The sequence below is a fragment of the Sphingosinicella soli genome (assembly GCF_014199685.1).
GTDB classification, from domain to species: Bacteria; Pseudomonadota; Alphaproteobacteria; order Sphingomonadales; family Sphingomonadaceae; genus Sphingosinicella; species Sphingosinicella soli.
The window spans coordinates 50,400-73,279 of the sequence record NZ_JACHNZ010000011.1 but is presented as its reverse complement, the minus strand read 5'-3'; the positions used below and the strand labels follow the sequence as shown (position 1 = coordinate 73,279).

Genomic DNA, 22,880 nt, shown 5'->3' with positions numbered 1-22,880 from the left:
TTGTCGGAATGTCTTGAGAATCGGGGTTAAGCAGTGAACTCTCCCTTGCGCATTGCGCTCGCCGGGCTTGGCACGGTCGGCGGCGGCGTTGTCAAACTTCTGGATGAAAACCGTGATCTGATCGCGCGGCGGGCCGGGCGGCCGATCGAGATCGTGGCGATTTCCGCGCGCGATCGGTCGCGCGACCGGGGTGTCGATCTTTCGCGGTTCGAATGGGTGGACGATACCTCGTCGCTCGCCGAGCGGGACGATGTGGATGTCGTCGTCGAGCTGATCGGCGGATCGGACGGGCCGGCGGTGGCGCTGGTGCGCAGCGCGATCGCCAGCGGCAAAGCCGTCGTCACCGCGAACAAGGCGATGATCGCGCACCACGGCCTCGAACTCGCGGGCGCCGCCGAGAGGGCGGGAACCGCGCTGAAATACGAAGCCGCGGTGGCGGGCGGCATTCCGATCATCAAGGCGATCCGCGAAGGCGCGGCCGCGAACCGCATCGACCGCGTTTACGGCATCCTCAACGGCACCTGTAACTACATCCTCACCGAGATGGAGGAGAACGGGGCAGCGTTCGCGGACGTGCTCGCGGAAGCGCAGCGGCTCGGCTACGCCGAAGCCGACCCCACGTTCGATATCGACGGGATCGACGCGGCCCACAAGCTGGCGATCCTTGCGAGCCTCGCCTTCGGCAGCGAAATCGACTTTGCGAGCGTCCTCACGTCGGGCATCCGCGCCGTGGCTGCAACCGACATCGCGCACGCCGCCGAACTCGGTTTCCGCGTGCGCCTGGTGGGGCTTGCCGAAGTGGTCGGCGACCGCATCCACCAGCGCGTGCATGCGTGCCTCGTGCCGCTCACCAATCCGCTTGCCAAGGTTTCGGGATCGCTGAACGCCGTCGTGGCGGAAGGCAATTTCGTCGGGCGGCTGTTCTTCGAGGGGCGCGGCGCGGGCGAGGGACCGACGGCGAGCGCCGTCGTCGCCGATCTTATCGACATCGCGCGGGGCGAGGCGGGGCCAGCCTTTTCCATGCCGTCGGAGCACCTTGAGCCGATCGGCGCGGGCGAGGCCGGCGACCGGCGCGGGCGCTATTATCTGCGCCTTTCCGTGGCCGACGAAACGGGCGTGCTCGCCGAACTGACCGCGACGCTGCGCGACGCGGGGGTATCAATCGACAGCCTGATCCAGCGCGGGCAGGCGGAAAGCGGCGGCGTGTTCATCGCCATCGTCTCGCACGAAACGAGCGAAAGCGCCGTGCGGGAGGCCATCGAAGCGATGCGGGCCAGCGGCAGCGTGCTCGGCGAACCGATGCTGATGCATATCCTGGACTTTTGAGGGCGGAGCCCCTCGCCGGCGGGAATGCAGCGGGCGGCAGGATGACGGGTACACACCCCGCAGCAGAACCGCTACCAGCGTTTCCACGAAACGAATCGACAGGAGTTCAAGCCCGATGGTGAAACGCAGCGACGTGCTGGAGCGCGTACTTGTCCTGGAAATGGTGCGCGTGACGGAATGCGCCGCGATGGCGGCCTCGCACCTCGTGGGACGCGGCGACGAGAAGGCCGCCGACGCTGCTGCCGTTGATGCGATGCGCGATGCGCTGAACGAACTCGCCTTCGACGGCACCATCGTGATCGGCGAGGGCGAACGCGACGAGGCGCCGATGCTGTATATCGGCGAGAAGGTCGGCGCGGCGATCGGCACGGGCCCGAAGATCGACATCGCGCTCGATCCGCTCGAAGGCACCACGATCACCGCGAAGGCCGGGCCGAACGCGCTTGCGGTGCTCGCCATCGCCGAAGAAGGCTGCCTGCTGAACGCACCCGACGTCTATATGGAAAAGCTGGCCATCGGACCGGGCTATGCAAAAGACCTCGTCAGCCTCGACAAGAGCGTGACCGAGAACGTGGCCGCGCTCGCAAAGGCGAAGGGCGTGAAGCCCGCCGAGATCATCGCCTGCGTGCTCGACCGTCCGCGCCACGAGAAGCTGATCGCCGAACTGCGGTCGATCGGCTGCGGCGTCGTGCTGATCCCCGACGGCGACGTGGCGGGGGTGATCGCGGTGACGAACCCCGAAACGACGGTCGATATCTATCTCGGCCAGGGCGGCGCGCCCGAAGGCGTGCTCGCGGCGGCTGCGCTGCGCTGCGTCGGCGGGCAGATCCAGGGGCGGCTCGTGTTCCGCAACGACGACGAGCGGCTGCGTGCGGCGAAGTGGGGCATCACCGACCTCGACCGCATCTACGACACCGAGGACATGGCCAAGGGCGACGTGATCTTCGCGGCGACGGGCGTGACCGACGGTTCGCTGCTCGACGGTGTAAAACGGCTCGCGGGTGGGCTGGTGACGACCGAATCGGTCGTGATGCGCGCGTCTTCGGGTACGGTGCGCTGGGTGCGTGGCGAGCATCGCCGTTCCGACGCCTGACGCCTTTGTCTTCGGCGTCAGCCGCTCGATCAGCGGTCGGCAATGGCGCTGGCGGGGCGGCCCGCCGGGCGATGCCGCCGACGCGCTGAGGCTCGGCATCAGCGACGTGACCGCGCGGCTGTTTACCGCGCGCGGCGTGCGCGTTGAGGATATCGCGTCGCTCGCGCAGCCGACGATCCGCGATCTGCTTCCGAACCCGTCCATCTTCCGCGACATGGACACGGCGGCCGCGCGCATTGCGGACGCGGTGACGCGCGGTGAAGCCGTGGTGATCTTCGGCGACTATGACGTGGACGGCGCGACGAGCGCGGCGGTGCTGATCCGCTTTCTGCGCGCGGTGGGCGGCACGGTTTCGCATTATATCCCCGACCGGCTGCTCGAAGGCTACGGCCCCTCTGCCGAGGCGCTGGTGGCGCTGAAACGCGCGGGCGCCGATCTCGTCGTCTGCGTCGATTGCGGCACGCAGGGTTTCGAGGCGCTGGAGGCCGCAAAGGCCGCCGGGCTCGACGTGATCGTGGTCGATCACCACAAGGCCTCCACGCTGCTGCCGCCCGCCGTCGCCATCGTGAACCCCAACCGCATCGACGAGGACGAAGGCGCCGCGTTCGGACACCTCGCGGCGGTCGGCATGGCGTTTCTCGTCGCCGTGGCGGTGAACCGCGACCTGCGTGGGCGCGGCTGGTTCGCAGCGCGGCCGGAACCGAAACTCACCGAACTGCTCGATCTCGTCGCGCTCGGCACGGTGGCGGACGTGGTACCCTTGACCGGCCTCAACCGCGCCTACGTCTCGCAGGGGCTCAAGGTGATGGCGACACGGCGCAACGCCGGGCTTGCCGCGCTTGCCGCCGCCGCGCGGCTGGAGCGCGCGCCGCGCGCGTCGGACCTCGGCTTCGCGCTCGGGCCGCGCATCAATGCGGGCGGACGCGTGGGGCAGGCGGACCTCGGCGTGCGGCTGCTGACGGGGGAGGGCGACGAACTCGCCGGGCTCGCGGAGGAACTCAACCGGCTGAACGAGGAACGCCGCGCGATCGAGGCGCTGGTGACGGAAGCGGCGATCGCAGCGTGTGAACGCGCCGGCAACGCGCCCGTCGCGGTGATCGCGGGCGACGGCTGGCATCCCGGCGTCATCGGTATCGCCGCCAGCCGCCTGAAGGACCGCTTCGGCGTGCCCGCGCTCGTCATCGGCATCGACGAGGCGGGGACGGGCAAGGGCTCGGGCCGCTCGATCCCCGGCGTCGATCTCGGCGCGGCGGTGCTTGCGGCGCGCGACGCGGGCCTCATCAGCGCGGGCGGCGGCCACGCGATGGCGGCAGGCGTCACCGTGGCGCGCGCGCGTATCGATGACCTCGCCCGCTTTCTCTGCGAGCGGCTGGAGGGCGATGTGACGCGGTCGCGCGCCGTGGACGCGCTGTCCTTCGATCTCGCGCTCGCACCCGCCGGGGTGACGCCTTCACTTGCCGAAGCGCTGGAAGCCGCAGGGCCTTACGGCGCGGGATGGCCGGGGCCGCGCGTCGCGGCGGGGCCGGTTTCCGTCATAAAGGCGGATATCGTGGGCACGGGGCATGTTCGGGTGATTCTGGCGGGCGCGGACGGTGCGCGCGTCAAGGCCGTAGCGTTCCGCAGCGTGGATACGCCGCTCGGTGCTGCTTTGATGCAGGCGGGCGGGCGGCGGCTGTGGGTTTCGGGCCGTGTGATGCAGGACGACTGGGGCTCGACACCGCGCGCCGAACTGCACCTCGACGATGCGGCGTGGGCCGACTGATCGAAGAAATCAATCTGTCTGTCTCAAAAAAGTAATTTCTCCTGCGCTTCGCGTGTTGCTAAGAGGATGCCATCCCCCAAGCAACCACAGCAATGGAGCGTACATGTCCCTCGTTAATACCCCTATCAAGCCGTTCAAAGCGCAGGCCTTCAAGCAGGGCAAGTTCGTCGAGGTGACCGACGCGGACGTGAAGGGCAAATGGTCGATCTTCTTCTTCTACCCGGCCGACTTCACCTTCGTGTGCCCGACCGAGCTTGAAGATCTCGCCGACATCTATCCGACGCTGCAGGGCATGGGTGTGGAAGTTTACTCGGTCTCCACCGACACGCACTTCTGCCACAAGGCGTGGCACGACACCTCCCCCGCGATCGGCAAGATCAACTACTTCATGCTGGGCGACCAGAACCACGACATCTCGAACAACTTCGAAATCCTGCGCGCCGGCGTGGGCCTTGCGGATCGCGGCACGTTCGTCGTCGATCCCGAGGGCACCATTCAGCTCGTTGAAATCACGCCGGAAGGCGTGGGCCGCAACGCCGCCGAGCTTCTGCGCAAGATCAAGGCGCTGCAGTACTGGGTGAGCCACCCCGGTGAAGTGTGCCCGGCGAAGTGGGAAGAGGGCGACAAGACGCTCGCCCCCTCGCTCGATCTCGTCGGTAAAATCTAACCAACCCCCTGGGTCGCAGGGGTCTTCCGGGGGCGGTTCGCGCCGCCTCCGGAAGCTTGCGGCCACACTGAACATTCCGGAGCGGACCCATGCTGGACGACAATCTGAAGCAGCAGCTGAAGACCTATATGCAGAACATCACGCAGCCGATCGAGCTGGTGGTGTCGCTGGGCGAGGACGCGAAGTCCGCAGAGCTGAAGACGCTTCTCGCCGATATCGCGGCGCTTTCGGACAAGGTGAGCGTCGTTCGCAAGGATGACGACAAGCGCAAACCCAGCTTCATGATCCGCCGCGCAGGGACCGACATCGGCGTGCGCTTCGCGGGCATCCCCATGGGCCACGAGTTCACGAGCCTCGTGCTCGCGCTTCTGCAGGTCGGCGGGCACCCCTCCAAGGCCGCGCAGGACGTGATCGAACAGGTGAAGGCGCTGGACGGCGACTTCGAATTCGAAACCTATTTCTCGCTCTCGTGCCAGAGCTGCCCGGACGTGGTGCAGGCGCTGAACCTGATGAGCGTGCTCAACCCGCGCATCAAGCACACGGCGATCGACGGCGCGCTCTTCAAGGGCGAGGTCGACGCGCGCAAGGTGATGGCGGTGCCGACCGTGTTCCTGAACGGCGAGCCGTTCGCGTCCGGACGCATGGAGCTGGAGCAGATCGTCGCGAAGATCGACACGGGCGCGCAGGCGCGCGCTGCGGACAAGATCAGAGCCAAGGCGCCGTTTGACGTGCTTGTCGTCGGCGGCGGGCCGGGCGGTGCGGCGGCGGCGATCTATGCGGCGCGCAAGGGCATCCGCGTGGGTGTCGCGTCCGAACGCTTCGGCGGGCAGGTGCTCGACACGATGGGGATCGAGAACTTCATCTCCGTGCAGCACACCGAAGGCCCGAAGCTCGCCGCGCAGCTGGAAAACCACGTGAGGGATTATGATGCCGACATCATGAACCTCCAGAAGGCCGAAAAGCTGATCCCGGCGCGCGTGCCGGGCGGGCTCCACGAGGTGCGGCTCGAGAACGGCGCGTCGCTGAAGGCGCGGACCGTGGTGCTCGCCACCGGCGCGCGCTGGCGGCAGATGAACGTGCCGGGCGAGGACGATTATCGCAACAAGGGCGTGGCCTACTGCCCGCACTGCGACGGTCCGCTGTTCAAGGGCAAGCGCGTTGCGGTGATCGGCGGCGGCAACTCGGGCGTGGAGGCGGCGATCGACCTCGCGGGCATCGTCGCGCATGTGACGCTGATCGAATTCGACAGCGAGCTTCGCGCCGACGCGGTGCTGCAGCGCAAGCTCGCCAGCCTGCCGAACGTGAAGATCATCACCTCCGCGCTCACCACCGAAGTGCACGGCGACGGCGAGAAGGTGACGGCTCTGACCTACAAGGACAGGAACAGCGACGCGCTGCACCAGATCGAGCTGGAAGGCATCTTCGTGCAGATCGGCCTCGTGCCCAACACGGAGTGGCTGAAGGACGCGGTTGCGCTCTCTCCGCGCGGCGAGGTGGAGGTCGATCACCGCGGCGAAACCAGCCAGCCGGGCATTTTCGGCGCAGGCGACTGCACCACCGTGCCCTACAAGCAGATCGTAATCGCGATGGGCGAAGGATCGAAAGCGGCACTCTCCGCATTCGACTATCTGATCCGCACGGTGCCCGCAGAGGAAAGCCAGGCCGCTTAACCCGCTTAAGCCGCATATCCGGCTTGACCGGTCGAGACGACCCCATTAGTGGGGGCGCCTCAACCGGCGCTGGCCCCATCGTCTAGCGGTCTAGGACGTCGCCCTTTCACGGCGAAAACACGGGTTCGAGTCCCGTTGGGGTCACCAGATACCGTCCGCGGGCGTCCATTTTCGTCCGCCAAGTGACTGGTTTTTCTGCATTATTTTTGCTATGGTGTCCGCAGGAATTCGGGCTCGTCGATACCATGCCGCGTCAAGTCCATGATATTTTTCTTGGTATCAAAATGCCCTCCTGAAGGAGGTACCATGCGACTATCGGCGCTGGCGGTCCGCAACGCGAAATCGCGCGAGAAGCCCTACAAGCTCGGTGACGGCGGCGGGCTCTACCTGCTGGTGAAGCCGAGCGGGACGCGGCTGTGGCGGATGAACTACGCGTATATGGGGCGGCTGAACACGCTGTCGTTCGGAGAGTGGTCGCTCATTGGCCTCGCCGAGGCGTGGGAGAAGCGCGGCGAGGCCAGGCGACACCTCGCCGCCGGGCTCGACCCCTCCGAGGAGCGCAAGCTGGAACAGATGCGCGCTGAATTTGCCGCGAGCAACACGTTCCGTGTCGTTGCCGAGGCGTGGCTCCTCAAGAACGAGCGCGAAGGCTTGTCGGCGGTCACGCTCTCAAAGAGCCGTTGGCTTCTCGAAAAATATACCGAGATCGGCTGCGCTGAATCCTGAAGCTACGCGATTGCCAAGCCACTGTCTGCGATCCTGTCCCATACCTGCTGAAACTGCGCGGGATCGATGAATTCGTTGAGCCGTGAAATCTTGCCATTGGTAACCCGCGCGACAATGCAGGCTTGTAGGTCCGGGACTGGCGTACCATCCTTGAATACACCCCTGACCACGTGACGCTGTACAAACCCTTCCGGCGTGGGAAGGCGCTCAATGTCAGCGTAATAGAGTGAATCGACGATCGCGAAGATTGCGCCGAGCAGCGCAGCATTTTCCGTCTTGGTCTGTATGGCATTCGTGCTGTTGTGCCATATCTGCGCATCTTCGGTATAGATGCTTGCAAAGGTCGCCTCGTCGAGGCTTGAGATCGCGCGGGTCAGTTCCTCTGCGCAGCGCATGCCTTCATCGTTGTCCAGCATCCTATTCTCCTCAGCACTTTGGAAGCCCAATTAAAAAATGTTATCGCTTGAGCGCCTCATAGCGGTCGATCGGTTCGAAGTTAACATCCCCTAATGCGACGAATATAGGCTCGAAGAACCTGCTTTGGTCGATGTCCTGCGAGAAGACATATTCGGGGCGCTCGGCGAAGGTCGCCTTGATCCGCTCCATGAACGCGATCGCGTCGTCGGATTCGAAATAATACATCGAAAGATACTGGAACTGGTTGTCCATTTCGAACGGAAACATGTGCGGGACGTCAATCGCCTTGAAGCGGCCGAGCGGCACAAGGCCGGGCAAGGATTTGTACGTCGGATAGGCGACGTTGTTGTACCAATCATTATATTCGGCGTCGCGCCCTTCCACGGGATTGGTGAGCGCCAGTAAAATGTGCTTGGCCATGTGCCGGGAGTCCTCTTCGCTGAAAAATAGAGGGGATCAGGCGCCATCCTCGCCGTTGCCCGCCCAGGGAAAGCGGAAGCCGCATTCGCCTAGGCCATAGCCTCTGGTGCCGTCCTCAAGGGTATATTCCATCATGTGCTCGGTCAGCACATAGGTATCGAACGGGAAGGTCCAGGCATAAAGCCGCCGGGCGGTGAAGGCGTAGCGCTGGCCGTCGCCGCCGGTCACCACCCATTCCATGCGCTTGAGCGTCATGCCATCGTCTTCATAGATATTGCGATCGATGATGTCCGCAACCGGCGTCCAGCCTCCGTCCTTACCGATCATGCGGATATAAGCATGCTGCCCATCGATCGACATGCCGTGCGTGGCGACGATCGACACGCCGTTGTCGAATATGGGCCAGGCCAGGCGGTAGTGCTTGATGAAATCCCAGTTGCGTGGGCCGACGGCGATATCGCGGAACCCCTTGCCGTCGATCGCGATGACGTCACCGCCTCGGATCCTGACCTTACCGCGCACGGTACAGGGCCCCTCCATGTGGATGTGGGCGATCTCCTTGGCGAACCCGTCGTCAGCGCCGCCCTTGGTGAGTTCGATCGCGTCCTGCATCGGCAGGATCGCATTCCATTCGAGATCGACCGCGAAGTCGGGATGATCGAACTGGATGCGGGCGCGCCGCAGAGGCTCGATCGCGGTTACCGTCATGCCCGCGACCTCGAGCCCGGTCGCCATCCGTTGATCAGTGTAAGGCAGGTTCATGTTGATTCGCGTGAACAGGGGCCTGCCATCGCGGAAGAAGGCGAACCAGCTGTTCGTCTCGCGCTGGTTCTCCAGGATGCCGATTCGGATGAAGCAGCCGAGCCGCGACGCCGGATCGTAGAAGTTGAAATAAACGCTTTGATTCCAGCGTGGATGATCGCTCGCCCGGCAGTAGCCTTCCGGGTCCAGCGCGATATTGGTCTGAGTCACGCGATGCTTCCTTGAAAATCGTTCACTTCGGCTTTCACGTTTCTGCCACGACCGGTAACATGGCGCAGCAGCCCGTCGATATCCTGTGGGAGCACGTCGCCGCGCCATGCCACATGCTGATCGGGGCGGACGAGAAGCAGTTTGCGTTCGTAGAGGCCAAGCAGGTCAGGACGGCGGAGTTGCACCACTTCGAGGGGCATGCCTGCCGCGTGCGCCGCAGCCTCGACCGGGCCGTCATCGACATCGTCGACCGCGAGCAGCGTGAAGAACAGACCGAGCTTGTCGTGCACGGAGCTGCCGTCCTCGAGGAAGATATGCGGCAACCGTGCGCCAGGCCAGGTTGTCGGATGATAAGTGAGAGGATCGATAGCCGGCGGATCTGGCTCGGCGCAAACGACGGGAGAGTCATCGTAGCGATAGCCGAACTCGACGCCCCAGCTCTCATTCTCCGCATTGCCGAACGCCGCGATTTTCGCGGCGACCACGGCGCGCTTCGCATCGGCCTCGGGGCCGGCGCCATCGAGATCGCCGGCTTCGGCATAGACTTCACCGATGGCGAGGCGGACGCCCATGTGACGGCGCGCCGCTTCGAGGTGCCACCATGCGGTGGGGCGTCGCTCGGCGTCGTAGGCATCGAGCAGGCTTTCGTCGCCCCAGCCCTGCACGCAGGCCGCCAGTACCCATGACAGGCCGGCGGCGTCGGCTATGCCCGAATTCATGCCATAGCCTCCGGTCGGGATGAATTGGTGCGCGCTGTCTCCGGCGAGGGCCGCGCGCCCCTTGCGATAGTGTTGCGCGACGACGAAGTTGGCCGTCCAGGGATTGGCCTGAAGTATCTCATAGTCGAACTTGGTGCCGACCCATCCTTCGAGCACGTCCTCCGGACGCATGTCCTCGATGCCGAGGCCGGGAATGAGCCAGGCCTGCAGAGTGTAGATGTCGTGGTCGTTCTGCGCGATGATCGTCCCTGCTCCGGTCTGGAGGTGGTAAACCGGTCCCCAGCGTTGGAGGATGTCGCGCGCATCGGTACGGAAATGGACCATGTGCGCTCCGGCCACCGCCATCTCGCCGTCGAGTTCGATGCCGAGCGCCCGGCGCACGCGGCTACCGCCGCCGTCGCAACCGGCGAGGAATGCGCAGCGGACCGTCTCGATCGCGCCGGTCTCCGAATCACTGATCTCGACCGTCACGCCATCGGAATCCTGGTCGAGTATGCGCTCGAAAGCGGTTCCGAAGCGGACTGTGACCATCGGGTTTTCATCGATCGCACGCTTCAGGACGGGCTCGATCTCGATCTGGCTGACCCGGAGTGGCGGCTCGCTGGCGTGATGGCCATCGTTTTCGCGGCGGATGATCTCGCGCTTCTCGTTTGCCGAGGGATAATGGAAACGGTAAAGTTCATGTCCGACGAGCGACGTGACCCACGAGATGTCGAACGCGTTCTCGCGCGGGACGCCAGCATCGCGTAACTTCTCTGTAAGGCCGAGGCGCTTGAACAGCTCCATGCTGCGCGCATTCGTGAGATCCATCTTGGGATGGCGCGTCGTGGTCGGGTTACGTTCAACCAGCAGCGAGCGGACACCGTAACGCGCCAGATTGAGCGCAAGGCTCATGCCAACCGGTCCGCCCCCTGCGATCAGCACGGGCGTGTCGATCAAGTTCGCCATTCGGAATCCATTTCTCTCGGCTTTTGTCCTGGTTCAACTGGCCAGTCCGGGCGATTCGCTTTCTCTACAGCGACTGGGAATGTGCCCGGATTTATAAACCATATGGTCAGTTAGTGGGACAAATTTGACTCCCCGTCAAGCGGCCAGACTTACCGGGTAGGCAAAAAATGCGTGTGTTATCGTTGCAATCGGCAGGGGCGGCTGCCACTAATCTCCTGACCAACGAGGTAGGCGGGTATGGCAACAGACAGTAAGCGGGTAGTGAAAAAGGCGGAGGCAAAGGCGCCCGGCGCGCTGGCGCGCGGGGGGAGGACGGCAGTGCGACTGACTGGAGCAAGCCATTCCAAGGAGCATCCGCCGACGGCGCGAAAGTCCGCTGGCAAGGCCAGACGGGGAGAAGAAGTGCGCGAACGCATCCTCACCGCCGCGCTCGAATGTTTCGGCGCCTTTGGCTTCGAGGGAACTTCGACCCGGGCGGTAGCGGAGCGCGCCGACGTAACGCACACGCTGGTGCTCTATCACTTTCAGTCCAAGGACATGCTCTGGATCGCTACGATGGAGGCGGCGCTCGACAAATATGGAGGCGCGGTCAAGGGCACTCTCGGTCAAACGGAGGAGCGCAGCGCCAAGGAGACGCTATCGACTTTCATCGATCAATTCGTGCGGATGTCGGCACGTCAGCCGCAGATCCACAGGATACTGACTGCCGAGGGCAATCAAGCGACGCCGCGGCTCGAATGGATTGTGGAGAATTTCATCCGCTGGCACTTTACGACGATTCGCGACGTGATCCGCCGCGGCCAGGCTGAAGGCACCGTACGCGAATGCGATCCTGCGCGCCTTTATTACCTGATCATCGGCGCAGGCGGCACGCCCTTCACGCTTTCCACTGAATATAAGGCAATGACGGGGCGTGACGTCTTCTCCGAGGCGGAAATTCTCCGCAACATCGCTTTCATATACGAGATCGTGTTCACCTGACGCGCGGTTGTTCCGCCGATAGGTCTTGACCATTTGGAATGTTCCGCGCATCCTGCCGATGACGAGGGCGGAGTGGCGTCGATCCGATCGATAGCCTCCGCACCTTCCTGGATCGGAGAGAGCGAATGGCTGTGGATGTGGTGGCGCGGAGTGGCGGGGCCGATGCGGGACAGCAGGTGATCTCCCCGCAGCGTCTTGCGCATTTCGTGCTCCGGACCTCGAGGTTCGAGGATCTGGTCGACTGGTATCAGACGGTCCTCGGCGCGACACCGGCGTTCAAAAACGAGTTGCTCGCCTTCCTCTCCTATGACGAAGAGCATCACCGCGTTGCGATCCTCAACGTGCCGGGACTTCAGCCGCAGCCGGAGGGTGTCACGGGCGTCCATCACTGCGCCTTTACCTACGCCACCTTGACCGAGCTTATGTCGACCTACGAACGATTGCGCGACAAGGGTATTCGGCCCGTTTTCCCGATCAATCACGGGCCGACGACGTCGCTTTATTATGCCGATCCCGACGGCAATCAGATCGAGTTGCAGGTGGACAACTACGACAAGATAGAGGATGCGACCGCCTTCTTTTACTCCGAGGCTTTTGCCGAGAACCCGATCGGTGTCGAATTCGACCCGGACGAGCTGCTATGTCGCCTTCGCGCCGGAGAGCCGGAGGAAGATCTGAAGCGCCGGTCGGACATCGGCAAGCGCGGCCTTGCCGACATCAAGCTGCGTTGACCACCGTGGCCGATAGCACGCTCACGATCGAGGATCGGCTTGCCGCGGGCGATGTCGTTCGCCGCTTCTTCTGGCTGGTCGATCATGGCCGCGCCGCCGAGACAGCGGCGTTATTCGCGCGCGACGCAAGCCTGACATTCGGTCCGGGATCGCCCAGACCGGGGACCATCGCTAGCGCCGATATCGGCCCCGCGATGGTGGCCCGCCAGGCGCAGTTGAACGTGACGACGCGACACGTTCTCACGGAGGCGCAAACCGCGGTCAACGGCGACGGATCGATCGCGATATCGTCGCTGCTCACTCTGTTCCGCTCGGAAGACGAAGGCCGCGACAGCTATCCGGTTTCGGTCGCCGACATCGAGGACGTTCTGGTTCGCGAAGACGGCGCGTGGCGGATCAAGACGCGGACGATCTCACCGGTCTTCAACCGAGCCTGACCCGGATCGTTTCGCAAATCATGGCTCGCGCCCTCGACGGCGCGAAAGGAGACGTGCATGTCGAAGAGGCTGGAAGGCAAGGTAGCGATCATTACTGGCGGCGGCAGCGGGATCGGCGCGGCGCATGCGAGGGTCTTCGCGCAAGAGGGTGCCAGGGTCGCGGTGACGGATATCCGGCCAGCGGCGGGGGAAGCGATCGTCGCGGAAATCATCGCGGCGGGAGGCGAAGCGCTGTTCGTCGAGCATGACGTCGCGTCCGAAGGGAGTTGGGCGGCTGCGGTGGAGAAGACCCTCGATTGCTTCGGGGGGCTGACCACACTCGTCAATAACGCCGGGCTCAACCATATGCGCGGCGTTGAGGATGAAACGGTCGAAGGGTGGAACCACATCGTCTCGATCGATCAGATGGGCACCTGGCTGGGGATGCGCGCGGCGATGCCGCACCTGCGCGCCAGTGGCAACGGCGCCATCGTCAATATTTCCTCCATTCTTGGCATTATGGCGACCGTGACCTGCCTGTCGTTCCACGCCGCCAAGGGCGCCGTCAGGATGATGAGCAAGGCGGCGGCACAGGAATATGCCGCGCTCGGCGTGCGTGTGAATTCGATCTATCCGGGTATGATCGACACGCCGCAGCTCGATACGATGCTGCCGGACGAGCGCGAGATGATCCGCACGTCGATCCCCATGAAGCGGATCGGAACGCCCGACGAGGTAGCACGCTGCTCGCTGTTCCTCTGCTCGAACGAGGCAAGCTACGTGACCGGAGCCGAGATCATCGTCGATGGCGGCTTGCGCCCGGGCTGAGGCGTAGCTCTCAGGGCTGCTGATTATAGGGGAGGGACGGATGAAGGCGGATGTGGTGGTGGTCGGTTCAGGCGCGGCCGGACTAACGGCAGCGATCACCGCCGCCAAGGCGGGGCTGCAGGTGGTGGTGCTGGAGGCGGCACCCGTCTTCGGCGGAACGACGGCATTTTCGGGAGGCGGGGTGTGGATTCCTGCCAATCATCATCAGAAGGAACTCGGCGTCGATGACAGCCGGGCCGAAGCAATCGACTATCTGAAGTCGGTGCTCGGCAACTTCTATGATGCCGAGATTATCGAAACCTATCTCGATACCGCTCCCGAAATGCTGCGCTATCTCGAAGCGAACAGCGAAGTGCTGCTGACATCGAGCACGATACCCGATTACTCGCCAGACGCGCCTGGCTGGAAGACCGGGCGCTGCTTGCTGACTGCGGACTATGACGGAGCAAAGTTGGGCGGCGACTTCGCCCTGCTGCGACCGCCGATCCCGGAGATGGGGTTGTTCCACAGCATGCAGGTGAGCCCCGCGGATGCATACCGGCTGCAACATTGGTACAGCTCGATCGGCGAGGCGTTCTGGTCGTTGAAGCGCTTTGCCGGCTATTTGCTTACCCGGCTCGGCGGGTCGCGCGGCAAACATCTCGCCAATGGCAATGCGCTCGCCGGGCGCCTTCTCAAGTCGGCGAGAGACGCCGGCGTGGTCCTGATCAACAATGCCCGTGCACGCGCGCTTGTTACCGAGGCCGGCCAGGTGACGGGCGTCATCTTTGAGCGCGAGGGCCAGGAAGAGACGGCGGAGGCTGCGCGCGGCGTGGTGCTCGCGTCAGGGGGCTTTGGAGCCAATGCCGAGATGCGCCGGAAATATATTCCCCAGGCGGACGCGGGCTGGTCGCTCCAGCCCGAAGGATCGCAGGGCGACGGCGTGATGATGGGTGTGGCGGTCGGCGGTATGATCAACGAGGGCAATGCGGCCAACGCGATCTGGGTGCCGGCCTCGGCGACGACGCGCGAAGATGGATCGCTCGCGAAGTTCCCCTCGCTTTCATTCGATCGCCACTGTCCCGGGTCGATCATGGTCGATGCCCGCAATGGCAGACGATTCGTTGACGAGAGCTTCCACTACCAGAATTTCGGCGAGACGGTTCTCGAGAAGGGCATCACCCGGATTTGGCAGATCAGCGATGCGGCAGCGGTCGGCAAATATGGTTTGGGAATGGTCAAGCCGAAGCCGTTCAGCCCAAAGCCCTGGGTAAAGCAGGGCTATGTCAAGGAAGCGTCGACGATCGCGGCGCTCGCGGCGAAGATCGGTCTCGATCCGGCAGTTCTGGAGAAGACGGTGGAGGACTTCAACCGCTATGCCGATGCAGGCAAGGATCCTGACTTCGCGCGCGGCGAGAATTACTACTCGTCCTATATGGGCGACGCATCGCATAAGCCGAATCCTGCTCTCGGGGCGCTGCGGAAGCCGCCCTTCTACGCGCTCGAGGTGCGGCTGAGCGACCTCAGTTCGCTCGCAGGGCTCGACACCAATGCCCGCGCGCAGGTTCTGGCCAAAGACGGCAGCCCGATTCCCGGCCTCTATGCGGCGGGTCTCGACAACAACACGATCATGCGGGGCCGGTATCCGGGTGGTGGATCGAGCCTCGGCCCGGCGATGACCTTCGGTTATATCGCGGCGCGCCATATGGCAGACGCGGAGTGATGGCGGGTTATTTCGACCTGACGGGCAAGGCCGCCGTCGTGACCGGCGGCGCGAGCGGCATCGGTGCCGCGATTGCGCAGCGGCTGCGCGGGGCAGGCGCCTCGGTGCTGATCGCGGATCTAGCCGATGCGACCGGGCAGGCGCGCGATTGGGGATGCGATTTCCGCCGAACCGACGTATCGATCGAGAGCGAAATCGCGGCGCTGCTCGACGAAGCGGTGACGCGTTACGGTAAGCTAGACATTCTCGTCAGCAACGCGGCGATAGCGAATGTGCATCCGATGTCGGAGGCCGACGCCACCCGAGCCGATCGCTATTTCCAGGTCAACGCGCTGAGCGCGCTTGTCGGGATGCGCGAGGCGGCAAAGCGGATGGGCGAAGGCGGATCGATCATCAGCACGGCCTCGCTCTCCGGCATCCGCGGCACGCCCGGTTGGGGTGAATATGCGATGTCGAAGGCGGCGGTGGTCGCGGCGACGCAGACCGCCGCGCTCGAATTCGGGCCGCGCGGTATCCGCGTCAATGCGGTTTGCCCGGGCGGGGTCCGCACTCCGCTTGCGGTCGCGGTCAACGGGGAGGCGCTCGACAAGGTGATGAAGATTCTCTCGCCTCTTGGGCGGATCGGTCGGCCCGAAGAGATCGCCGCGATGGTCCATTTCCTCGCCAGCGACGACGCGAGCTACGTTACCGGCCAGGCCTATCTGGTCGATGGCGGCTGGGGCATCGGCACCACGCTGGCGACCGTCGAACTCGCGCTCGCTGCAGAAAATTGAGGGTAACACCATGAGCGAAGCTGGCTTCGACAGGCTTTCGATGCGCGGCAAGGTGGCGCTGGTCACCGGCGGCGCCAAGGGGATGGGCGCGGCGCATTCGCGGTTGATCGCCGCGCGAGGCGGATCGGTGATCATCGCCGACATCGACGAGGCGGGCGAAGCACTCGCCGACGAGATTCGCGGCAGTGGCGCCGAGGCACGGTTCGTGCGGCTCGATGTTACGTCGGAAGAACAGTGGCGCGCCGCCATCGACGAGGCGATTGCGCGCGACGGCCGTATCGACGCACTGATCAACAATGCGGGCGTCGCGACCGTAAAGCCGATCGCCGAGGCTACGATCGAGGATGTCGAGTTCATCTTCGGTGTGAACTTCCGCGGGGTGTTCCTGGGGTGTCGATCGGTGCTGCCGGCAATGAAACAGGCCGGGGGATCGATCGTCAACATCGCATCCGCAAGCGCGATGAAGGCGATCATGCCGACGCTCTCGCTCTATTCGGCGTCGAAGGCAGCGGTGCGGATGTTCAGCAAGGTTGCCGCCTGGGAGTTCACTGAACACCGTATTCGCGTCAACACGGTGCATCCGGGACTTGTGGAGACGACGCTTAATCGCGAGTATCTCAAGGATCCGGCGACACGTCGGATGATGATGGGCAGTACGATGTTCGACCGGCTCGGATTACCCGAAGAACTCGCTGAGATGGTGGTGTTTCTCTGCTCGGATGCGGCGTCCTATATTACCGGCGGAGATTTCGCCGTGGATGGAGGCTGGTCGGCCAACTGAAAGAGTTGGGCCTCGACGGGCTCGGCCCCAGCGGTTCGCATGGGCACCCCTATTCGGGGCGTACCACATTCTCGATCGCGCCGATCCCGTCGATCTCGACACGAACGACATCGCCATCGGCGAGCCATTTCGGCGGCTGCATTACAGCACCGACGCCGCTTGGCGTGCCAGTGAAAAAGACGTCGCCGGGAAGCAGCGTCATCACTTGCGAAAGATAGGCGACCTGATCGTAGCAATCGAAGATGAAATGGTGCGTATTCGACGATTGCCGCTCCTCGCCGTTCACGTAGCAACGGATCGCAAGATCATGCGGATCGATCGAATCGGCGGTGACGATCCACGGCCCGAACGGTGCATGACTGTCGAATGACTTGCCGAGATTGAACTGGCTGGTCTTGAACTGCCAGTCGCGAACGCTGACATCGTTGCCGACGCAATAGCCGAAGATGGCGTCGCGCGCCTGCTGGAGGCTGGCGTGGCGAATTGGTTTGCCGATCACGAAAACGAGCTCGGCTTCGTAATCGAGCTTGTCGGAGACTTTGGGTAGCTGGATCGGGCCGTAAGGATCGGCAATGCACGTCGCCTGCTTCGAGAACCAGAGCTGTTCCTCCGGAAGCTCCATTTTTGCCTCGGCGGCGTGATCGGCATAGTTGAGGCCTATCCCCATGATCTTGTCCGGCCGCGTCAAGGGCGCGTGGAGCGTGACGTCGGGGAGCTTGTGGTCGGGCGCGGTGCCAGCGAGCGCCTCAAGCTCGGGCCGGAGCGTGTCCCATGCCTCGATCAGCGCGATCATGTCGGCGGGAGCGCCGGGCAGGTGGCGGGTGAGCGCGATCAGTCCGCTATCCTCGACCAGTCCGAGCTGTCTGTGGCCACCATCGATCGAAAAGGACGCGATTTTCACTGACACCGTCTCCTGTTGTTCTCGTTCGACACTTAACGTGCGCGAGCATCTTGCGCAAACGGTCAGTTAAGTTTAGCGTCCAGTGAAATTCCGCCGAACGAGCGGATGGCGCCAAGCGGGAGAGTATAGCCAATGGTCAAGGACAAGGTTCTCATCGTCACCGGCGCGGGCTCGGGCATCGGCCTGACCACTGCGCACGTGTTGGCGGGCGCGGGCGCCAAGGTGGTGGTGGCCGATATCAACATCGGCGCGGCACAAGGCGTCGCCAACGAGATTCGCGACGCAGGTGGCGAGGCGGCGGCGGTCATGGTCGATGTCGCCGACGAGGCGAGCGTCGCGGCGATGGTCGCGTTCGCGGTCGATACCTACGGGCGACTCGACGGCGCGCATAACAATGCCGGGATCGAGATGGCCAGCAAGCCGCTGCATGAGCTCACCGCCGACGAATGGGGTCGCGTGGTCCATATCGACCTGACGGGTGTGTTCTACTGCCTTAAGCACCAATTTCTAGCGATGAAGGATAGCGGCGGCGGTGCGATCGTAAACACCGCTTCTTCCTCCGGCATTCGCGCAACCATGAACTCAGCGGAATATACTTCTGCAAAACATGGTGTAGTCGGGCTCACCAAATGTGCTGCGATCGATGGCGCCCCTCTGGGTATCCGCGTCAATGCGATCTGCCCGGGCCTAATCATGACGCCGATGGCCAAGGATCGGCTGATGAACGATCCGGGATTTTCGGTCGCACTGGAAGGCATCCGGCAGCGGCATGTCATCGGCCGCTTCGGTGAGCCGAAGGAAATCGCAGACGCCGTGATGTGGCTGCTCTCTGATCAGTCAACCTTCATGACCGGGGCGCCGATGCTCGTCGACGGCGGCTTTGCAATCTGAAATCTCCGGCAAGCGATCCGATCGCATGATCGGACAAAAGGACGTGAACGGATGACCTCGATGGCAGGATTGTCAGACTCTGACTCACGGGCTGAGCCGGATGAGGCGTTCATCGCCCGCATCCGTGCGGCCTATCCAGTCGAGGCGGAGATCGACCGGGTACTGACGCGCAAACTGCGCGGGCGGGGCGGGCCTGAATATGCACCGGTGTCGCTCGACGAACTGGTCGACGGCGTCGCGGCGCTGATCCGCGCCGACATCGGCGACCGCTTCTCGATCCGCAATCCACGCTGGCTGGCAGGCGGGGCATCGAAGCTGCAGATGGCGTTCGATCTCGACTGGGCGGGCAAGTCCGGCGAGGGTCCGTTCCGGACAGAGCCGATGGTGCTGCGGATGGAGCCTCCCGAGGCGATCGTCGAGACGAGCCGGCTGCGCGAGTTCGAAATACTTGGGGTCGCGGGCGATGTCGTGCCGGTGCCGCCTTGCTATTGGGTCGATGCGGAGGGCGGCTGCCTACCTCATCCGGCGCTGATCTACGGATTTGCGGCAGGCACGACCAAGCCCGCGGCGCGGCCATCGACGCAGGTGACAGGGATCGGCACCAATTTCGGGCCGGAACTGCGGCAGATCCTTGCCGAGCAATTCGTCGATCACCTCGCGGCGATCCACACCATAGACCCCGCGCGACTGGCGACGTTGCAGAGCTTCGAGCAGGCCGAGGTTGGCTCCAACGCGAGCGTCCTGCGACAGATCGCGTGGTGGCGGCGCGTGTGGGACGAGGACCGGCCGGAGGAACTGCCGCTGGTCGATGTCGCTGCGCGCTGGCTGATCGCGAATGCGCCGCCGCTCGACCATGTCTCGCTCGTCCACGGCGATTTCCGGGCGGGTAATTTCCTGTTCGACGAGGAGAGCCGGCGGATTACCGCATGGCTCGACTGGGAGCTTGCGGTGCTGGGTGATCGCCATCAGGATCTGACCTGGACCACCGGCGTGCATTTCGGCCATTATCATGAGGACGGGCAGACTTTCCTTGCCTCCGGCCTGCTGCCCGTCGAGGAGTTGCATCGGCGCTACAAGGCGGCTGCAGGGCTGTCGATCGATCCGGTGCGGCTACGCTATTACCGCATCTTCAACGACTTCACCTCTTGCGTGCACATGCTGGCCACTGCGGCGCGTGTCGCGCGCGGCGGCAAGACGCACCAAGATGTCGTCGTCGGCTGGTTGTCGATGATCGGCAATGTCATCGCGGGCAAGCTCCGCGACTCGCTTGCGGAGGTGCTGCGATGATCCCCGACCTCGATCTTCAACTGCAGGTCGTCATCAAGGCACTCAAGGACACGGTAATGCCGGCGGTCGACCCGGCCCATCGCATGGCGATCGAACAGCTCGGCCTGTCAATCGCGACGCTCTCCATGGTGCGCGAGAGGCTTCCGCTGGCGGGGCTTCGCGAGTGGCAGGACCTCGCCAACGCGATCGCGCTTGGACGCGCGACCGTCGCTGAGGTCTCGTCCGCCGTGCTTGAACAGGCGATCGGTGACGGTGCGGCCTTGCTCGATGAGGCGCGGCCGGCACCCGGCGCCCGCACTGCCGCAACGCGCGCCGTTCTGTCGGCGGTGAGTATGGCGGTGCGCGAAGCGGATGACGGCAGCGAGACCGCGCTCATGCGAACGATCGTCGAGGCATCGCGGCCGGCGCTCGATCTGGCGCGCGCATGGAGCAAGTCGGCGGGCTTTGAGCCGGATCCTGATGAGGTGCCCGAGGTGGTGGCATTGCTGACCGGAACGGTCGGCGTACAACGAACAGGAGTGCGATGATGGGCAAACTTTCGGGCAAGGTCGCGATGATCACGGGCGCAGCGTCGGGCATCGGCCGCGCGTGCGCGATCCGGATGGCGGCGGATGGTGCGGTGGTCACGATCGCCGACATCAACATGGAAAGCGCAGCGCAGGTCGTTGCCGAGATCAGCGATGCTGGCGGCACGGTGGAAGCCATCTATTGCGACATCACCGTCGAAGAGAGCATCAAAGCGGCAATCGAAGGTGTCGCGGCCAAACATGGTCGGCTCGATATTCTCCACAACAATGCCGCCTATGTGCCGATCGAGGTGCTCGAGGCCGACGTCGATATCCTTACCATCCCGACTGCGATGTGGGACAAGGTGATGGAAGGGACGCTGCGAGGAACGATGCTCGGCTGCCGATACGGCGTGATCGAGATGCTGAAGACCGGTGGCGGCAGCATCATCAATACCTCGTCGATGTATGGCGTCGGCGCATTCAACCGGCAGCCGGCCTATGGCGTGTCGAAGGCCGGGATCAACATGCTGACGGAGTATGTCGCGACCGCATTCGGCAAGAGGGGCGTGCGGTGCAATGCGGTGGCGCCATCCATGATCAGCACGCCGCTGCTGCGCAGCTTCATCCCGGAGGCGTTGGTCAAACTCAACGAGGATGCGACGCTGACGCCGTTCCTCGGCGAACCCGAGGACATCGCCGCGATCGTGGCATTCCTCGCCTCCGACGATGCCCGCTACCTGAACGGACAGGTGATCCGCGCCGATGGCGGTACAACCGCGCATCTGCCGACCTATTCGGATGCTCGCCGCTTCTTCGGCGAAGCCTGATAACGACCTGCAATCAGGGAGCAGATGATGATCAAGATGGTGGTCGAGGTGTGGAAGAAGGACGGGATGACCGATGCGGCGTTTACGCGGCGTTGGCTGGTCGAACATGGCGCGCTGGTGAAGCAGCACGCGAACGCGATGGGTTTCGTGCGGTACATACAGAGCCACAAACAGCCGTCTCCCGCAATCGAAGCGTTCGCCGCAGGGCGTGGCTGGAAGAGCCCACCGGACGGGCTGACCGAGGTTTGGTGGGAGAGCGTTGAGGCGATGAACGCCGCGCTCGGGTCGCCGGAGGGGCAAGCCGCCAGCGCGGCGCTGGCCGCCGACGAGGTGCAGTTCATCGAAGCGTCGAAGATTAGCGCTTTCCTTGCCACTGAAGAGGTCATCTTCGATTACACGAGAGAAACCGCCGCAGCGTGATGCGTGAGCAACGGAGGGGACGGATGCGCCGTTACATGATTACCCCGGGGGGAGGCATAGACAGCCTCACGCTCATCGATTGCCCGACGCCGGAGCCGGGGCCCGGCCAGGTGCTCGTCGCGCTCAAGGCTGTGTCGCTCAACTACCGTGACCTGCTGATCGCCGACGGCCTGTATCCCGGTGGCGGAGCGAGCGGAATCGTGCCGCTTTCCGATGGAGCAGGCGAGGTGGTGGCGATCGGGGAGGGGTGCCGCCGCTTCAATGTCGGCGATCGCGTTGCAGGGATATTCATGCAGAGCTGGGCCGGCGGAGAGATCGCCGACGCCGATCTTGCTTCCGCGCTCGGCGGATCGATCGACGGCGTGCTGAGCGAGTACCGGCTTTTCGACGAGCGTGGCCTTGTTTCCGTTCCGGACGCGCTTTCCTTCGAGGATGCGGCAACGCTGCCCTGCGCGGCGGTCACGGCGTGGAACGCACTGTTCGGGATGAAGCCGATCATGGCAGGCCAGACGGTGCTGACATTGGGAACCGGCGGGGTCTCGATATTCGCCCTGCAGTTCGCGCATGCCGCCGGCGCCCGCGTGATCGCGACATCATCGAGCGACGAGAAGCTCGCACGCGCCCGCGCGCTCGGCGCAGCCGAGACGATCAATTACCGTACGACCGAGGATTGGGCGAGCGAAGTGCGCCGGCTGACCGACGGACGGGGCGTCGACATGGTGGTCGAGGTCGGCGGGCCGGGAACGCTCGGCCGGTCGATCGCAGCCACCGCGCGCGGCGGATCGGTGCAGATGATCGGTGTGCTTTCGTTTGCGCAGATCGATCCGCTGCCGATCTTGACAGGGGGCGTGGTTGTGCGCGGGCTGATGGTGGGATCGGGCGAAATGTTCGAAGGGATGAAACGTGCGATCGTCACCAACAAGATCAAGCCGGTGATCGACCGCCGTTTCACCTTCGACGACGCGGTCGGCGCCTATGAGCATCTCCGCTCGGCAGCGCATTTCGGCAAGGTCGTCATCGGGGTCGCGCAATGAGAATGTGCTGACCAATTGGTGTAATTATGTTGACGGGAGCCTGCCATGAGAGCAATTGTTAACCAAGCGGGTGATCGCG

The 22,880-nt window shown here is 64.0% G+C and carries 24 protein-coding genes and 1 tRNA gene; 20 read left to right on the top strand and 5 right to left on the bottom strand.

Going from position 1 to position 22,880, the window contains the following annotated elements; all coding sequences use genetic code 11:
• The first annotated feature begins 33 nt into the window (after positions 1–33).
• The 7 genes from GGQ98_RS06270 (at position 34) to GGQ98_RS06240 (ending at position 7,244) form a co-directional block, all read left to right on the top strand.
• Positions 34–1,326: a homoserine dehydrogenase gene (locus GGQ98_RS06270; RefSeq protein WP_184066712.1), complete on the top strand. Its 1,293-nt coding sequence runs from the start codon at positions 34–36 to the stop codon at positions 1,324–1,326.
• A 115-nt stretch (positions 1,327–1,441) separates the two neighbouring features.
• Positions 1,442–2,419, top strand: coding sequence for a class II fructose-bisphosphatase (glpX, locus tag GGQ98_RS06265; protein ID WP_184066709.1), 978 nt, complete (start codon positions 1,442–1,444; stop codon positions 2,417–2,419).
• A complete protein-coding gene (gene recJ, locus GGQ98_RS06260) occupies positions 2,391–4,181 on the top strand; it encodes a single-stranded-DNA-specific exonuclease RecJ (RefSeq protein ID WP_341534149.1) in 1,791 nt (596 codons plus the stop codon). The genes glpX and recJ overlap by 29 nt, the downstream gene beginning before the upstream one ends.
• A 103-nt stretch (positions 4,182–4,284) precedes the next feature.
• On the top strand, positions 4,285–4,848 hold the full coding sequence (gene ahpC / locus GGQ98_RS06255) for an alkyl hydroperoxide reductase subunit C (protein WP_184066706.1): 564 nt from the start codon (positions 4,285–4,287) through the stop codon (positions 4,846–4,848).
• An 89-nt stretch (positions 4,849–4,937) separates the two neighbouring features.
• Positions 4,938–6,518: an alkyl hydroperoxide reductase subunit F gene (ahpF, locus tag GGQ98_RS06250; protein WP_184066703.1), complete on the top strand. Its 1,581-nt coding sequence runs from the start codon at positions 4,938–4,940 to the stop codon at positions 6,516–6,518.
• Between the two features lie 71 nt (positions 6,519–6,589).
• Positions 6,590–6,665 (top strand) — tRNA-Glu (locus tag GGQ98_RS06245).
• A gap of 159 nt (positions 6,666–6,824) precedes the next feature.
• A complete protein-coding gene (locus GGQ98_RS06240; RefSeq protein ID WP_243451733.1) occupies positions 6,825–7,244 on the top strand; it encodes an Arm DNA-binding domain-containing protein in 420 nt (139 codons plus the stop codon).
• 2 nt (positions 7,245–7,246) lie between these two features.
• Here the strand turns inward: GGQ98_RS06240 and GGQ98_RS06235 are convergent, their stop codons facing one another.
• From GGQ98_RS06235 to GGQ98_RS06220, 4 genes are read right to left on the bottom strand one after another with little or no spacing between them, the layout of a single operon-like run.
• Positions 7,247–7,660, bottom strand: coding sequence for a nuclear transport factor 2 family protein (locus GGQ98_RS06235; protein ID WP_184066697.1), 414 nt, complete (start codon positions 7,658–7,660; stop codon positions 7,247–7,249).
• 40 nt (positions 7,661–7,700) lie between these two features.
• Positions 7,701–8,081: a hypothetical protein gene (locus tag GGQ98_RS06230; RefSeq protein WP_184066694.1), complete on the bottom strand. Its 381-nt coding sequence runs from the start codon at positions 8,079–8,081 to the stop codon at positions 7,701–7,703.
• Positions 8,082–8,117: 36 nt separating this feature from the next.
• Positions 8,118–9,053 carry a DUF7064 domain-containing protein gene (locus GGQ98_RS06225; protein ID WP_184066691.1) on the bottom strand — a complete coding sequence of 312 codons (936 nt, stop codon included), beginning with the start codon at positions 9,051–9,053 and terminating at the stop codon, positions 8,118–8,120.
• Positions 9,050–10,720, bottom strand: a complete 1,671-nt coding sequence (locus GGQ98_RS06220; RefSeq protein ID WP_207791284.1) for an FAD-dependent monooxygenase — start codon at positions 10,718–10,720, stop codon at positions 9,050–9,052. Before GGQ98_RS06220 ends, GGQ98_RS06225 begins: the two co-directional genes overlap by 4 nt.
• A gap of 402 nt (positions 10,721–11,122) precedes the next feature.
• On the opposite strand from GGQ98_RS06220, the gene GGQ98_RS06215 reads away from it, so the two are divergent.
• The 7 genes from GGQ98_RS06215 to GGQ98_RS06185 all read left to right on the top strand — a co-directional run bounded on the left by GGQ98_RS06215 (position 11,123) and on the right by GGQ98_RS06185 (position 16,932).
• A complete protein-coding gene (locus GGQ98_RS06215) occupies positions 11,123–11,701 on the top strand; it encodes a TetR family transcriptional regulator (protein WP_184066689.1) in 579 nt (192 codons plus the stop codon).
• A 125-nt stretch (positions 11,702–11,826) separates the two neighbouring features.
• A complete protein-coding gene (locus GGQ98_RS06210) occupies positions 11,827–12,432 on the top strand; it encodes a VOC family protein (RefSeq protein WP_184066686.1) in 606 nt (201 codons plus the stop codon).
• A gap of 5 nt (positions 12,433–12,437) precedes the next feature.
• Positions 12,438–12,869, top strand: a complete 432-nt coding sequence (locus GGQ98_RS06205; protein ID WP_184066683.1) for a nuclear transport factor 2 family protein — start codon at positions 12,438–12,440, stop codon at positions 12,867–12,869.
• Between the two features lie 57 nt (positions 12,870–12,926).
• Positions 12,927–13,676: an SDR family NAD(P)-dependent oxidoreductase gene (locus GGQ98_RS06200; RefSeq protein ID WP_184066680.1), complete on the top strand. Its 750-nt coding sequence runs from the start codon at positions 12,927–12,929 to the stop codon at positions 13,674–13,676.
• Between the two features lie 40 nt (positions 13,677–13,716).
• Positions 13,717–15,378 carry an FAD-dependent oxidoreductase gene (locus GGQ98_RS06195; protein WP_184066677.1) on the top strand — a complete coding sequence of 554 codons (1,662 nt, stop codon included), beginning with the start codon at positions 13,717–13,719 and terminating at the stop codon, positions 15,376–15,378.
• Positions 15,378–16,151, top strand: a complete 774-nt coding sequence (locus GGQ98_RS06190) for an SDR family NAD(P)-dependent oxidoreductase (protein WP_184066674.1) — start codon at positions 15,378–15,380, stop codon at positions 16,149–16,151. The genes GGQ98_RS06195 and GGQ98_RS06190 overlap by 1 nt, the downstream gene beginning before the upstream one ends.
• A 10-nt stretch (positions 16,152–16,161) precedes the next feature.
• Positions 16,162–16,932 carry an SDR family NAD(P)-dependent oxidoreductase gene (locus tag GGQ98_RS06185; RefSeq protein WP_184066671.1) on the top strand — a complete coding sequence of 257 codons (771 nt, stop codon included), beginning with the start codon at positions 16,162–16,164 and terminating at the stop codon, positions 16,930–16,932.
• Positions 16,933–16,981: 49 nt separating this feature from the next.
• On the opposite strand, the gene GGQ98_RS06180 is transcribed toward GGQ98_RS06185, so the two are convergent.
• On the bottom strand, positions 16,982–17,833 hold the full coding sequence (locus GGQ98_RS06180) for a fumarylacetoacetate hydrolase family protein (RefSeq protein WP_184066668.1): 852 nt from the start codon (positions 17,831–17,833) through the stop codon (positions 16,982–16,984).
• A gap of 132 nt (positions 17,834–17,965) precedes the next feature.
• Between GGQ98_RS06180 and GGQ98_RS06175 the strand changes: the two genes are divergently transcribed.
• From GGQ98_RS06175 to GGQ98_RS06150, 6 genes are read left to right on the top strand one after another with little or no spacing between them, the layout of a single operon-like run.
• Complete coding sequence (locus GGQ98_RS06175; protein WP_184066665.1) at positions 17,966–18,724, top strand: SDR family NAD(P)-dependent oxidoreductase; 759 nt, start codon at positions 17,966–17,968, stop codon at positions 18,722–18,724.
• 60 nt (positions 18,725–18,784) lie between these two features.
• Complete coding sequence (locus tag GGQ98_RS06170) at positions 18,785–20,011, top strand: phosphotransferase family protein (RefSeq protein ID WP_184066662.1); 1,227 nt, start codon at positions 18,785–18,787, stop codon at positions 20,009–20,011.
• On the top strand, positions 20,008–20,538 hold the full coding sequence (locus GGQ98_RS06165; RefSeq protein WP_184066659.1) for a hypothetical protein: 531 nt from the start codon (positions 20,008–20,010) through the stop codon (positions 20,536–20,538). The genes GGQ98_RS06170 and GGQ98_RS06165 overlap by 4 nt, the downstream gene beginning before the upstream one ends.
• Entirely contained in the window at positions 20,538–21,347 is an 810-nt protein-coding gene (locus GGQ98_RS06160; protein ID WP_184066656.1) for an SDR family NAD(P)-dependent oxidoreductase, read from the top strand. Before GGQ98_RS06165 ends, GGQ98_RS06160 begins: the two co-directional genes overlap by 1 nt.
• A gap of 27 nt (positions 21,348–21,374) precedes the next feature.
• Entirely contained in the window at positions 21,375–21,767 is a 393-nt protein-coding gene (locus GGQ98_RS06155) for an EthD domain-containing protein (protein ID WP_184066655.1), read from the top strand.
• 23 nt (positions 21,768–21,790) lie between these two features.
• Positions 21,791–22,801, top strand: a complete 1,011-nt coding sequence (locus GGQ98_RS06150) for a zinc-dependent alcohol dehydrogenase family protein (protein WP_184066653.1) — start codon at positions 21,791–21,793, stop codon at positions 22,799–22,801.
• Positions 22,802–22,880: the final 79 nt, after the last annotated feature.

Coding starts and splice junctions, on each gene's coding strand:
- glpX (WP_184066709.1), top strand. CDS start 1,442: ATGGTGAAACGCAGCGACGTGCTGGAGCGCGTACTTGTCCTGGAAATG.
- ahpC (WP_184066706.1), top strand. CDS start 4,285: ATGTCCCTCGTTAATACCCCTATCAAGCCGTTCAAAGCGCAGGCCTTC.
- ahpF (WP_184066703.1), top strand. CDS start 4,938: ATGCTGGACGACAATCTGAAGCAGCAGCTGAAGACCTATATGCAGAAC.
- GGQ98_RS06240 (WP_243451733.1), top strand. CDS start 6,825: ATGCGACTATCGGCGCTGGCGGTCCGCAACGCGAAATCGCGCGAGAAG.
- GGQ98_RS06235 (WP_184066697.1), bottom strand. CDS start 7,660: ATGCTGGACAACGATGAAGGCATGCGCTGCGCAGAGGAACTGACCCGC.
- GGQ98_RS06230 (WP_184066694.1), bottom strand. CDS start 8,081: ATGGCCAAGCACATTTTACTGGCGCTCACCAATCCCGTGGAAGGGCGC.
- GGQ98_RS06220 (WP_207791284.1), bottom strand. CDS start 10,720: ATGGCGAACTTGATCGACACGCCCGTGCTGATCGCAGGGGGCGGACCG.
- GGQ98_RS06210 (WP_184066686.1), top strand. CDS start 11,827: ATGGCTGTGGATGTGGTGGCGCGGAGTGGCGGGGCCGATGCGGGACAG.
- GGQ98_RS06200 (WP_184066680.1), top strand. CDS start 12,927: ATGTCGAAGAGGCTGGAAGGCAAGGTAGCGATCATTACTGGCGGCGGC.
- GGQ98_RS06195 (WP_184066677.1), top strand. CDS start 13,717: ATGAAGGCGGATGTGGTGGTGGTCGGTTCAGGCGCGGCCGGACTAACG.
- GGQ98_RS06190 (WP_184066674.1), top strand. CDS start 15,378: ATGGCGGGTTATTTCGACCTGACGGGCAAGGCCGCCGTCGTGACCGGC.
- GGQ98_RS06185 (WP_184066671.1), top strand. CDS start 16,162: ATGAGCGAAGCTGGCTTCGACAGGCTTTCGATGCGCGGCAAGGTGGCG.
- GGQ98_RS06175 (WP_184066665.1), top strand. CDS start 17,966: ATGGTCAAGGACAAGGTTCTCATCGTCACCGGCGCGGGCTCGGGCATC.
- GGQ98_RS06170 (WP_184066662.1), top strand. CDS start 18,785: ATGGCAGGATTGTCAGACTCTGACTCACGGGCTGAGCCGGATGAGGCG.
- GGQ98_RS06165 (WP_184066659.1), top strand. CDS start 20,008: ATGATCCCCGACCTCGATCTTCAACTGCAGGTCGTCATCAAGGCACTC.
- GGQ98_RS06160 (WP_184066656.1), top strand. CDS start 20,538: ATGGGCAAACTTTCGGGCAAGGTCGCGATGATCACGGGCGCAGCGTCG.
- GGQ98_RS06155 (WP_184066655.1), top strand. CDS start 21,375: ATGATCAAGATGGTGGTCGAGGTGTGGAAGAAGGACGGGATGACCGAT.
- GGQ98_RS06150 (WP_184066653.1), top strand. CDS start 21,791: ATGCGCCGTTACATGATTACCCCGGGGGGAGGCATAGACAGCCTCACG.